12 protein-coding genes are annotated in these 12,466 nt (G+C 61.5%); 3 read left to right on the forward strand and 9 right to left on the reverse strand.

From position 1 onward, the window contains the following. Positions 1-29: 29 nt before the first annotated feature. From metH to QMG56_RS03040, 4 genes are all read right to left on the reverse strand, one after another. Positions 30-2,648 (reverse strand): methionine synthase, encoded by a 2,619-nt coding sequence (gene metH, locus QMG56_RS03025; protein ID WP_281821096.1) that lies wholly within the window; start codon positions 2,646-2,648, stop codon positions 30-32. A 111-nt stretch (positions 2,649-2,759) separates the two neighbouring features. Further along, the gene (locus tag QMG56_RS03030) at positions 2,760-3,806 is read right to left on the reverse strand and encodes a homocysteine S-methyltransferase family protein (protein ID WP_281821098.1); all 1,047 of its coding nucleotides are present in this window, start codon (positions 3,804-3,806) and stop codon (positions 2,760-2,762) included. A 124-nt stretch (positions 3,807-3,930) separates the two neighbouring features. Continuing rightward, complete coding sequence (gene metF, locus QMG56_RS03035) at positions 3,931-4,878, reverse strand: methylenetetrahydrofolate reductase (RefSeq protein WP_281821100.1); 948 nt, start codon at positions 4,876-4,878, stop codon at positions 3,931-3,933. Then, complete coding sequence (locus QMG56_RS03040) at positions 4,875-5,855, reverse strand: metalloregulator ArsR/SmtB family transcription factor (protein ID WP_230188113.1); 981 nt, start codon at positions 5,853-5,855, stop codon at positions 4,875-4,877. Before QMG56_RS03040 ends, metF begins: the two co-directional genes overlap by 4 nt. A 216-nt stretch (positions 5,856-6,071) precedes the next feature. Between QMG56_RS03040 and QMG56_RS03045 the strand changes: the two genes are divergently transcribed. Together QMG56_RS03045 and QMG56_RS03050 are read left to right on the forward strand one after the other, a co-directional pair. Further along, positions 6,072-6,287 (forward strand): circumsporozoite protein, encoded by a 216-nt coding sequence (locus tag QMG56_RS03045; protein WP_230188112.1) that lies wholly within the window; start codon positions 6,072-6,074, stop codon positions 6,285-6,287. Between the two features lie 106 nt (positions 6,288-6,393). Further along, a complete protein-coding gene (locus QMG56_RS03050; RefSeq protein ID WP_230188111.1) occupies positions 6,394-6,582 on the forward strand; it encodes a hypothetical protein in 189 nt (62 codons plus the stop codon). Positions 6,583-6,590: 8 nt separating this feature from the next. Here QMG56_RS03050 and QMG56_RS03055 read toward each other — a convergent pair whose 3' ends face one another. The 5 genes from QMG56_RS03055 to glmM form a co-directional block, all read right to left on the reverse strand. Continuing rightward, positions 6,591-7,730, reverse strand: coding sequence for a site-specific DNA-methyltransferase (locus QMG56_RS03055; RefSeq protein WP_281821102.1), 1,140 nt, complete (start codon positions 7,728-7,730; stop codon positions 6,591-6,593). Between the two features lie 213 nt (positions 7,731-7,943). Then, complete coding sequence (locus tag QMG56_RS03060) at positions 7,944-8,540, reverse strand: ribonuclease HII (RefSeq protein ID WP_281821227.1); 597 nt, start codon at positions 8,538-8,540, stop codon at positions 7,944-7,946. Continuing rightward, the gene (gene thiD / locus QMG56_RS03065) at positions 8,533-9,417 is read right to left on the reverse strand and encodes a bifunctional hydroxymethylpyrimidine kinase/phosphomethylpyrimidine kinase (RefSeq protein WP_281821104.1); all 885 of its coding nucleotides are present in this window, start codon (positions 9,415-9,417) and stop codon (positions 8,533-8,535) included. The genes QMG56_RS03060 and thiD overlap by 8 nt, the downstream gene beginning before the upstream one ends. Beyond that, the gene (locus QMG56_RS03070) at positions 9,414-9,638 is read right to left on the reverse strand and encodes a DUF1272 domain-containing protein (protein ID WP_230188109.1); all 225 of its coding nucleotides are present in this window, start codon (positions 9,636-9,638) and stop codon (positions 9,414-9,416) included. Before QMG56_RS03070 ends, thiD begins: the two co-directional genes overlap by 4 nt. Position 9,639: 1 nt before the next feature. Then, positions 9,640-10,980, reverse strand: a complete 1,341-nt coding sequence (gene glmM / locus QMG56_RS03075; protein ID WP_281821105.1) for a phosphoglucosamine mutase — start codon at positions 10,978-10,980, stop codon at positions 9,640-9,642. A 91-nt stretch (positions 10,981-11,071) separates the two neighbouring features. On the opposite strand from glmM, the gene QMG56_RS03080 reads away from it, so the two are divergent. Further along, positions 11,072-12,451 (forward strand): sodium:alanine symporter family protein, encoded by a 1,380-nt coding sequence (locus QMG56_RS03080; RefSeq protein ID WP_281821106.1) that lies wholly within the window; start codon positions 11,072-11,074, stop codon positions 12,449-12,451. Positions 12,452-12,466: the final 15 nt, after the last annotated feature.

Here is a 12,466-nt window from a genome sequence, read left to right on the forward strand (position 1 = left end):
ACGCCGCCAACGGCTTAACCATCATTCTATCAGTCGAGATTGGGGCGCAGCCAGCGTTCCGCCGTGGCAATGTCGACACCACGCCGCTCGGCATATTCCTCAAGCTGATCGCGACCCACGCGGGCGACGCCAAAATATTCCGACTGGGGGTGGCCGAAGTAGAAACCGCTGACGGCGGCGGTCGGCAGCATCGCGAAGCTGTCGGTCAGGGTGATGCCGGTGTTGTGGACCGCGTCCAGCATCTTGAAGAGGATCGGTTTGTGGCTGTGGTCCGGGCACGCAGGGTAGCCGGGAGCCGGGCGGATACCGCGATATTGTTCCCGAACCAGAGCTTCGTTATCGAGCTGCTCGCCCGCCGCATAGCCCCACAGATCGGTGCGGACATGCTTGTGCAGACGCTCGGCAAAGGCTTCGGCGAGGCGGTCGGCCAGTGCTTTCAGCAGAATGTCCGAATAATCGTCATAGCCTGCCTTGAACCGCGCCAGATGCGGGTTGATGCCATGGCCTGTCGTCACTGCGAAACCGCCGATCCAGTCGCCATCGTGGCTGATGAAGTCGGCAAGGCACATGTTGGCGCGCCCTTCCCGCTTGGCGATCTGCTGGCGGAGGAACGGCATACGGATGTGCGTTTCATCCTCGACATGGATGATGACGTCATCGCCTTCGCGGCGGCAGGGCCAGAGTGCGGCGACACCCTTTGCCACCAGCCATTTTTCCGCGATGATGGTGTCGAGCATCTTCTGCGCATCGGCGAACAGGCTGCTCGCGCTTTCGCCGACGACGGGGTCGGTCAGGATCGCGGGATAGTTGCCCGCAAGCTCCCACGCGCGGAAGAACGGCGTCCAGTCGATATACTCGCGCAGGTCGGCCAGATCCCAGTCTGGGAACGCATGGATGCCGGGTTTCAGCGGCGCGGGTGGCTTCAGCCGTTCGTCGATTTCGAAGGCGTTATCGCGGGCGTCCTGAATGCTGATGAGCGCGCTTTGCCCCTTGCCCGCGCGGGCAATGCGGACATGTTCATATTCGTCGGCGACCTTCGCGACGAAATCGTCGCGCTGCGTTTCGCTGACGAGCGCTGTAGCAACGCCGACGGCGCGGCTGGCATCGAGGACGTGGACGACCGGGCCTTCATAGGCCGGCGCGATACGCAATGCCGTGTGGACTTTCGACGTGGTCGCGCCGCCGATCAGCAACGGCATGGTCATGCCCAGACGCTTCATTTCCTCGGCGACGGTGACCATTTCGTCGAGCGATGGGGTGATGAGACCGGACAGGCCGATCATGTCCGCGTTGTTCTCATTCGCGGCCTGCAGGATCGTCGTCCACGGCACCATGACGCCAAGATCGACGACATCGAAGCCATTGCACTGCAGCACCACGCCGACGATGTTCTTGCCGATATCATGCACGTCGCCCTTTACGGTCGCCATGATGATCTTGCCCTTGCCCTTCGCGCCGGGTTCCTTCGCGGCCTCGATATAAGGGAGCAGATGGGCGACGGCCTTCTTCATGACGCGCGCGGATTTCACGACCTGCGGCAGGAACATCTTGCCCGACCCGAACAGGTCGCCGACAACGTTCATGCCGTCCATCAACGGGCCTTCGATGACTTCGATGGGCTTTACCGTTTTGAGGCGGCATTCCTCTGTATCTTCGACCACATACATGTCGATGCCCTTGACCAAGGCATGTTCGAGGCGCTTTTCCACGGCCCAGCCACGCCATTCCTCAACGGCCTTTTCGGCAACGGCATCGGTGCCGCGAAATTTCTCGGCCAGATCGACGAGGCGCTCTGTGGGCGTGACGTCAGGATTGCGTTGCGGGCGGTTGAGGATGACGTCTTCGCAGGCTTCGCGCAGTTCCGGGTCGATGGTGTCGTACACGTCGAGTTGCCCCGCGTTGACGATGCCCATGTCCATACCCGCGGGGATCGCGTGATACAGGAAGATCGAATGCATCGCCCGGCGCACAGGTTCGTTGCCGCGAAAACTGAAAGAGAGGTTCGACAGCCCGCCTGAAATATGGGCATGCGGGCAGCGCGCCTTGATCTCCTTGCATGCTTCGATGAAGTCGACGCCGTAGTTGTTGTGCTCCTCGATCCCCGTGGCGACCGCGAAGATGTTGGGATCGAAGATGATGTCTTCGGGCGGGAAGCCTATTTCCATCAGCAATTCATAGGCACGGCTGCAGATTTCGACTTTGCGCTCGCGCGTATCGGCCTGGCCGACTTCGTCGAACGCCATGACCACGACGGCTGCGCCATAGGCCATGCAGAGGCGTGCATGATGGAGGAACGCATCCACGCCTTCCTTCATGCTGATCGAGTTGACGATGGGCTTGCCGGAGACGCATTTGAGGCCTGCTTCGATGACGCTCCATTTCGAGCTGTCGACCATCAGCGGCACGCGCGCGATATCCGGTTCGGCGGCGATCAGCTTGAGGAACGTCGTCATCGCGAACTCTGCGTCGAGCAGACCTTCGTCCATGTTGACGTCGACGATCTGCGCGCCGCTTTCCACCTGCTGCCGGGCGATCTCGATAGCCGCCGTATAGTCGCCCGCCATGATCAGTTTCTTGAACTTGGCAGAGCCGGTGACGTTGGTGCGTTCACCGATGTTGACGAACTGGGCAGTAGTGGGCTGGTTCATGTGTTTCTCACTCCCCTCCCACTTGTGGGAGGGGTCGGGGGAGGGAATGTCAATTCTTTGGGAGCGCACATGCCCTCCCCTAGCCCCTCCCACAAGTGGGAGGGGAATATGTTAGGCGGCTATGTACATGGGTTCCAACCCGGCCAGCGCCGTGCGGATTGGCGGCGTGGGGATTGTCCGGGGTGGGAGGTTGCCGACGGCTTTCGCGATGGCGGCGATGTGCGCAGGCGTGGAGCCGCAACAGCCGCCCAGGATGTTCACCTGCCCGTCGACCGCCCATTGACGCACCAGCGCGGCGGTTTCTTCGGGTAGTTCGTCATAGGCGCCCAGTTCATTGGGCAGGCCCGCATTGGGATAAACCATGATGAGCGTGTCGCAGATGGCCGACAGCGTCTTTACATGCGGGCGAAGCTGTTCGGCACCGAAGGAGCAGTTGAGGCCGATGGTGACGGGCTTGGCATGGCGCACGGCGTACCAGAAGGCTTCGACCGTGTGGCCCGACAGGTTGCGGCCCGACAGGTCGGTGAGCGTCATCGAGAGCATGATCGGCACATCCTTGCCCGCAGCTTCGGCCGCCTGCATTGCGGCCATGATCCCGGCCTTGGCATTGAGCGTGTCGAACACGGTTTCGATCAGGATGAAATCGACGCCACCGACGATCAGCGCGTCGCACTGTTCGCGATAAACGGCGGTCAGTTCATCGAAGTCGATTTCGCGGAAGCCCGGATCGTTGACGTCTGGCGAAAGCGACAGCGTCTTGTTCGTGGGACCGATGGCGCCCGCGACGAAGCGGGGCTTGCCATCCTTTGCAGCGGCGGCATCGGCGAGGCGGCGGGCGATCTGCGCAGAGGCGATGTTGATTTCCGCGACCAGATGCTCAGCGGCGTAATCGGCCTGACTGATACGGTTCGCGCTGAAGGTGTTGGTGGAGACCATGTCCGACCCGGCGTCGAGATAATCCTGCGTGATCTTCTCGGGCACTTCGGGCTTGGTCAGGGCGAGGATGTCGTTATTGCCCTTCTGGTCCTTCGCCAGAGCGAGCGTGCCGGCATAATCCGCTTCGGTGAGCTTCCAGTTCTGGATTTCGGTGCCGAATGCGCCGTCCGTCATCAGGATGCGTTCCTGAGCGGTGGCGAGGAATGTTTCGCGGATGGTCATGATAATGTGCTCGATCCAGTAACATTGTCGTTCCCGCGAAGGGGGGAATCCATCTCCGGCGCTGTCGAGAGATGCAAGGTTGGGAGATGGGTTCCCGCCTTCGCGGGAACGACGACATAGGGGGTCATGCTACCAGTTCTTTCGGAGCAGCGGCGGCTGTGGGCCTCAATCCGAGCAGATGGCAGATCGCATAGCTGAGCTCCGCGCGGTTGAGCGTGTAGAAATGGAAATGCCGCACGCCGCCTGCATACAGCTTCCGGCACAGTTCCGACGCGATGGTCGCGGCGACAAGTTGCCGGGTGGCGGGGTGGTCGTCCAGCCCTTCGAACAGGCGGTCCATCCATGCAGGAATAGCCGCGCCGCATAGTGCCGCAAATTTGCGGGTCTGCTGCACGTTGGAGACAGGCAGGATTCCGGGAACGATTTCTGCGTCGATTCCCGCTGCCGCGGCAGCATCACGGAAACGGAAATAGGCGTCGGCGGAAAAGAAGAACTGACTGATGGCGCGGTTCGCGCCTGCGTCGATCTTACGCTTGAGGTTGTCGAGGTCGCTTTGCGCATCGATCGCATCAGGATGCGTTTCGGGATAAGCAGCGACCGAAATGTCGAAGGGATGCAATTTCTTGAGGCCCGACACGAGATCGGCAGCACTGGCATAGCCTTGCGGATGGGGCGCAAAAGCTTGCCCCTCGACCGGCGGATCGCCCCGCAGCGCGACGATGTGGCGTACGCCTGCCTGCCAATAGGCGTCGGCGACTTCCGCGATTTCATCCTTGCTCGCACCGACGCAAGTCAGATGCGCGGCGGCAGACAGGCCGGTTTCCTTGGCAATACGAGCAACGGTAGCGTGGGTACGTTCCCGCGTGGAGCCGCCTGCGCCATAGGTCACCGACACGAAACGCGGCCCAAGCGGCGCCAGCGTCTCGATGCTGCTCCACAATTGCTGTTCCATCTTCTCGCTTTTGGGCGGGAAGAATTCAAAACTCACCTGTGCGTCGCCCGACAGGTCCGCGAAGAGCGGCACGTCGAGCGCGAGGCGCGCCTCTTCCATTTGAGCCAGCGAGAATGTCATGCCGTCCGTCCTTCCAGAGCGCGCTGGTCGATAGACACGACTTTCGCCGTGCGCCTGCGCCCCAACCATAATTTTACCGTAAGTTCCCCGCCGGGCAGTGTGCATTCCGATTCCATCTCTATACCTGCCGCCGCAAACCAGCCCTGCATCTGCGCATCGGAAAAGCCAAGTCGCGCGTGCTGATCGCGAAGGCGCAGTTCCTCGCGCTGATGCGGGGCGAAATCGGCGATGAGCAAACGGCCATCCCTACCCAGAACGCGCGCCGCTTCTGCAATGACGGTTTCGGGTGCCTGCGCATAATGCAGCACCTGATGAAAAATCACCGTGTCGGCGGCGCCATTCTCCAACGGAAGCGCAGTAAAGTCGCCCATGAGGAGGCGATATTTGTCGGCGGCATCATCCGGCAGCTTCGCGCGGGCCAGACGGAGCATGTCCGGGCTGCGATCGATGGCCGTTACTTGCGCTGCATCGGGACCGAAAAGCTGGATCATCCGGCCCGTGCCGGTGCCGATATCGACCAGATGGCCTATCGTGCGGTCCGCCAGCATAGCTTGCATCGCCGCTTCGACCTCATCCTCCGCAATGTGCAGCGACCGTATCGCGTCCCACTCGTCAGCGTGTTGCGCAAAATATTCGTCGGCAGCGCGCGCCCGGTCGTTACGGACGGCGGCCAAACGCGCGAGATCGGCAGCCTGCCACAAAGTTTCGCTATCGGAATAGGATACGGCATCGAACAGGTCGAAAAGCGGAGCGAGGCTTTCCGCTCGATTGAGCGCGAGAAACACCCAGTTTCCTTCCTTCCGCCGCTCGACCAGCCCCGCCTCCACCAAGATGCGGACGTGGCGTGAAACGCGCGGCTGGCTTTGCCCGACAACTTGCGCGATTTCCCCCACGGCAAGCTCCATCGCGCGCAACAAATGCACGATACGCAGGCGAGTCGAGTCACCCAATGCGTGAAAAAGGTCCAAAAGTGCCATAAAACGTCTATATAAAGTTTTCTTTATATACGTCAATCCGTAATCCCGCAGCCTCGAAGCCTTTGGCAGCGGGGTGCAGCGCGATTATATTGTGCAGTGCAGGATAGGGATTGCGTTACTATCGCCAAGGCAGTAGATATCGCGATTGCAGGCTTCGGGGGGTGAGCTTTACCATTTAGCGGGTCTGCACGGTTTTTTCTTTAGAGGGGTTTGCCCATGTCCAAGTCTATTTCTTTGTCGCTCGTTCTTGCCGCTTCGCTCGGTCTTGCCGCTTGCTCCGGTGGCGCTGAAAACACGACCAACAACGCTGCTGAAAACGTAGCTGTTGAAAACGCGACCAACGCAGCCGAGAACGCCATGAATGCGGCTGAGAACGCGACCAACGCAGCAGCAAACGTCACGAACGCGGTAAACGCTTCGAACGCGATGTAATTCGCAGTCGTCCGGTAACGGATGACGGAAAAAAAGAGTCACCTCGGCAACGGGGTGGCTCTTTTTTTGTTATAGCGGTCCGTGAATTGGTGAGGAACGAGACGATATGCGCGCAGGATTTCTTCTGACTATCGCATTGCCGCTGGCGCTCGCGGCTTGTGGAGAAGGCGCATCGGGCGACGGCGTAGGCGGGGTGTCGGCCAGCGAAGCGCGCGCGCTGAACCAAGCGGCCGAAATGCTGGACAACAGGCCGGCGTCGCCCGCCGCGCAGAATGCGACGGCGGCGACGAAGTAAAGCGCGGCCTAGGGCTGCGTTGCCAGTAGATAGGTTTGACGCAGCGTATCTATAGGCTTGAGGCCCTCGCTCGTTTCATGGTGCCAGAAGGTCCAGCCATTGCACGAGGGCGCCTTTTGCAGTGTGGCGCCGATCTTGTGGATCGACCCGGTGTCGGTTCCGATTGCCAGCGATCCGTCGGCCCTGACCGTTGCCTGCCACCGGCGCTTTGCGTCAGTCAGGATGGCGCCGGGCGTAAGATAGCCTGTTTCGACCAGTGTACCGAAGGCGACCTTGGGCGCTTGCCGTGAGGATTGCATGATGCTGAGTGAGGATTCATCGAGCGGAAGGGCTTCCTCGATCCGCTGCAATGCGACTTCGATATAACTGTCCTCGCGCTCGATCCCGATCCACTTGCGGCCCAGACGTTTTGCCACCGCGCCGGTGGTGCCCGTGCCGAAGAAGGGATCGAGCACGATATCGCCCGGTTTCGTACAGGCGAGCATCACGCGATAGAGCAAGGCCTCGGGCTTCTGCGTCGGATGCGCCTTCGTCCCGTTGCGTTTCAAGCGTTCCTGCCCGCCGCAGATCGGCAGCACCCAGTCGGAGCGCATCTGCAACTCGTCGTTGAGAGTCTTCATCGCCTTGTAGTTGAAGGTGTAGCGCGCGTCTTCGCCCTGGCTGGCCCAGATCAGCGTTTCGTGCGCATTGGTGAAGCGTGTGCCCTTGAAATTGGGCATCGGGTTCGCCTTGCGCCAGATGATGTCGTTGAGAATCCAGAAGCCCTGATCCTGCAACGTCGCGCCGACGCGAAAGATGTTGTGATAGCTGCCGATGACCCAGATCGTGCCATCGGGTTTCAGGATGCGGCGCGCCTCCGCCAGCCAGAGCGCGGTAAAGCGGTCGTAGGCTGCCAACGTGTCGAATTTGTCCCAGTCGTTGTCGACGGCATCCACGCGCCCGCCTTCGGGCCGGAAAAGATCGCCGCCAAGTTGGAGATTATAGGGCGGATCGGCGAAAATCATGTCGACGCTCGCGTCGGGCAGTTTCGCCATTTCGGCAATGCAATCCCCACGGATCAGGCGATCGGCTTCGATCGGCGCGGCGGCAGGTGCCTTAGCAGTTACAGCCTTTTTAGGTCGCGAAATTACGCGGTCCATGACGCCCATTTGATAGTTCCCCCGTTCGTTGGAACCGGGATGAGTCTTTCCGTGGAATCCGTCAAGTTCAAAAACTTATGGCGCGACTCGGCGATTTATAGCGAGCGCATGAGAACGAAAAGGGTAGCCACGACATGTTGAGTCCCGACGAGTCGCGAGGACTCCATATGTCGTGGTGTGGCGCGAAAGACTCATCGCCAAGCGCAACGATATTTTTATCGTCTATAGCAGCAGCAACTGGGCGACCGGCGCAAAACTGCGACGATGGAGCGGTGTCGGGCCGTGTTCTCGCAACGCGGACAGGTGCAAGGCACTGCCATAGCCCTTGTTGCTGTGCCACCCATAATGAGGGTGCGCTTGGGCGGCGGCGATCATGATCCGGTCGCGCTCTTCCTTGGCGAGAATTGAGGCAGCGGCAATGGAGAGGCAGCGGGCGTCCCCGCCGACGACGGCGGTGGAGGCATGACGCCACTGGGGGCAGCGGTTGCCATCGACAAGCACATGCACGCAGTTGTGCGAGAGCGCATCAACGGCGCGCGTCATCGCCAGCATGGTAGCCCACAGGATATTGAGGCTGTCGATTTCCTCTACGCTGGCCGAGCCGATGCCGAAGCAAATGGCCTGCTCGCGGATCGCTATGTCGAGCGCGGCGCGGCGGGGCGCGGAGAGTTTCTTGCTGTCGTCGAGACCGGGCGGACAATTGTCGGGGTCGAGGATGACAGCGGCAGCGACCACGGGACCGGCGAGTGGCCCCCTGCCCGCTTCATCGACGCCCGCGACATATCCCTGATGCTGCATTTCGAACGTGAAGTCAGGCACGGTCGTCCCATTGCGCAGCGAGGGCAGTGGCATCGAAGCCCTGTTCATTCACGGACGCCAACGTGTGATAGAATGGCGTGGTGCCCATGGCGTGGCCCATCGGTCCGTGACCGGCACCGAATTGGGGTGCATTGAACAGTGCGCCGGCGACGAATGCCTCGGCGCGGTCGACGGCATTTTCCATGGTCAGGCCACGACCGATGCCTGTCGCGATGGCACTGGCGAGGGTGCAGCCTGTGCCGTGGCTATGGCGGGTTTCGATGCGCGGCATCCGATATTCCGATACGCCCGACGCGCGGATGAGCAAGTCGTGAACGCTGGGTGCGTCATCCTGCGGCTGGTCGCCAAGATGCCCGCCCTTGGCCAGCACTGCGCAGCCATAGCGACGGGCGAGGATATTGCCTGCAGCCTCCAGCGCATCGATATCTTCGATTGGGGTGCCGGTCAGCATCGCCAGTTCGGGGACGTTGGGGGTTATCAGTAGGGCCATGCCCATCAACCGCTCGAACGCAGCGACGGTGGCCTTGTCGGCCAAAAGCGCGCCGCTTGTGGCAACCATGACGGGGTCGAAGATGATAGGCATGTCGCGCAGACCGGCGAGGCGATCCGCGACGGCATGGGCCGTTTGAGGTGATCCGATCATGCCGATCTTGATCGCGTCCACGCCGAGATCGGAGAGAACGCTTTCGATCTGTTCGATCACCACGGCCGTCGGGATGGGATGGACGCCCTGCACGCCGAGCGTATTTTGCGCCGTGATGGCGGTGATGGCGGTCATTGCGTGACCGCCCATCATCGTCACGGTCTTGATATCCGCCTGAATGCCCGCGCCGCCGCCGCTGTCGGACCCGGCGATAATCAGGATGCGCGGGGTCAACCCTTGAACATCCGGGTTGTCGAGGCAGGATTTTTGGCGAGCGCGGGACCGAAGCGGGTCGGGCGGTCCATCAGTTCGCCGCCGCAATTGGGGCAACGGTCATCGAGCGCCTCGGCACAAGGCGCGCAATAGGTGCATTCGAACGAGCAGATGAATGCGCCGGGTGCGTCGGCCGGAAGGTCCGTACCGCAGCGTTCGCAATCGGGGCGCATTTCAAGCATGTCAGGCGGCCGCCTTTTCCACAGCGGCGCAGATGCGGTCGACCACATCCCTGACTTGCGTTTCGCTGTCGCCTTCGGCCATTACGCGGATGACAGGTTCGGTGCCTGACGGACGAATGACGAGACGGCCCGTCCCTTTCAATTCCGCTTCGGCCTGCGCGATGGTGCGTTGCACGTCGCTATGCTCGAGCGGCTTGCCGCCGGAAAACCGCACGTTCTTGAGCAATTGCGGCACGGGATCGAACTGATGGAGTAGCTCACTGGCAGGCTTGCCGCTGCGGATGAGTGCGGCCAGCACCTGCAGCGCGGCGATGGTGCCGTCGCCGGTGGTGGCGTAATCGGACAGGATCATGTGGCCGGATTGCTCGCCGCCGACGTTGAAGCCGCCCTCGCGCATCCGTTCCAGTACGTAACGGTCGCCAACCTTGGTCCGTTCCAGCGTGATCCCCTGCCCGCTTAGAAAGCGTTCGAGGCCGAGATTGGACATGACCGTGGTGACGAGGCCGCCACCGCGCAGCGTGCCTTCGCGTGCCCAATTGGCGGCGATGAGCGCCATGATCTGATCGCCGTCGACGATCTTGCCTTGTTCATCGACGACGATAAGCCGATCCGCGTCGCCATCCAGCGCGATGCCGATATCCGCGCCCGACGACAGTACGGTTTCCTGCAACAAGAGCGGCGCAGTCGATCCGCAGCCATCGTTGATGTTGATGCCGTTGGGGGTGACTCCCACCGCGATCACTTCCGCACCCAGTTCCCACAAAGCGGAGGGCGCAACCTGATAGGCGGCGCCATTGGCGCAATCGACGACGATGCGCATGCCGTCGAGCCGCAACTCCGCCGGGAAGCTGGATTTGACCGCGTGGATATAGCGACCGCGCGCATCCTCAACGCGGCGGGCGCGACCGATGTCTGCGGAAGGCGCGAGGGCTATGTCGCCTTTCAACAGCGCCTCGATCTTCAGTTCGTCCTCGTCAGACAGCTTGTAGCCATCGGGACCGAACAGCTTGATGCCGTTATCGAAATAGGGATTGTGGCTGGCCGAGATCATCACGCCAAGATCGGCGCGCATCGAGTGGGCGAGCATCGCCACGGCAGGCGTCGGTATCGGACCAAATTGCACCACATCCATACCGACCGCCGTGAACCCGGCCACCAGCGCATTTTCGACCATGTAGCCCGACAGGCGCGTATCCTTGCCGATCACGACACGATGGCGGTGGCTGCCACGCAAGAAATGCGTGCCCGCCGCCATCCCGACTTTCATCGCCAGTTCGGGCGTCATCGGCCATGCATTGGTGCGGCCCCGAATACCGTCTGTGCCGAAATATTGCCTGCTCATGGACGCTCCGCAAAATGTGTCGTCGGATCAAGGTGCAAGCCTATACCGAAATCGGATCGACAATCCACCACCACGCCGCCATTCATGACGCATGGAATCGTTCAACCGCGCCGTAGACGCGCTCTCTGCCGCCGTATTCTTCAAGATACCCGTGCTGGGCGTACAGATCGAGTTGATCGTGCTGTACCTCGCGCTGCCGATGTTGTTCTTCACGGTCTGGCTGGGCTTTCCCAATATGCGGGCAGTGGGGCATGCTTTCCAGGTGCTGCGCACACAACCGCGCGAAGGCGAAGCGAAGGGCGACGTCAGCCAGTTTGCGGCGCTGACCACGGCGCTGGCGGGGACCATCGGCCTCGGCAATATTGCTGGCGTGGCGGTAGCGCTGACCATGGGCGGACCGGGCGCGATCCTCTGGATGTTCGTGATCGGCTGGTTCGCGATGACGGTGAAGATGGCTGAGGTCACGCTGGGTCTCAAATATCGGGTGATGGATGAATGGGGCCACGCGCATGGCGGGCCGATGTATGTGCTGAAAGCCGTATTGGCGCGCAAGGGATGGCCGCGTTTCGGTTTCGCGATTGGCGCACTTTATGCCTTCTTCGCATTGTTCGGCGCTATCCCGATGGTGCAGGTGAACCAGAGCTATGCGGCGGTCTCTGCGGTTACAGGTTTTACCAATGGTTGGGTGTATGGGATCGGGCTTGCGCTGGCGGTGTCGCTCGTGACTTTGGGCGGCGCGGCGTGGCTGGGCCGCGTGGCGAGCCGACTGACGCCGATCAAGGTTGCCGTCTATCTGATTGGCGTGTTCGCGATCCTTATCCTGAATGCCGGTGCGATACCGGGGGCACTCGCGCAGATATGGGATGGTGCGTGGAATGGCACGGCTGCCGCCGGGGGTGCCGTTGGCGCGTTCGTGGCGGGGATGCGGCGCGCGGTGTTCGCCAGTGAGGCAGGCGTCGGCTCAGCGGTAATGGCGCACAGCCTTGCGCGGACGGATGAGCCGGTGTCAGAGGGGATGGTGGCGTTGCTGGAACCGTTGCTCGGCACGATGATCGTGTGTGCGTTCGGCGGGTTGGCGCTGGTTGTTGCGGGAACGTGGAACACGGGGTTGGAAGGGATCAACATCACGACCGCCGCTTTTGCGGGAGTCGCAGGGTGGTTTCCCTATGTGCTGGCGGTAGCAGTGGTGCTGTTTGCCTATTCGACTTTGGTGGCGTGGGGCTTTTACGGGTTGCAGGCGTGGGGATATCTGTTCGGGCATAAGCCGCGCACGCAGATGACTTACAAGATCCTCTACATCGTCGCTTTGCCGCCCGCTGCCGTCATTGACCTTGGCCGGGTCATCAGCATCGTCGATTGCAGCTTTTTCCTGATGGCGATCCCCAATGTGATCGCGCTGTATCTGTGCGCTGGCGAATTGCGGCGCGACGTGCGGGCCTATTGGCTGCGGGTGCGCGGCGCGGCGGCGTAGGAAGCCTACGCCGCC

It is taken from the genome of Sphingobium sp. BS19, assembly GCF_027925545.1.
Classification (GTDB): Bacteria; Pseudomonadota; Alphaproteobacteria; order Sphingomonadales; family Sphingomonadaceae; genus Sphingobium.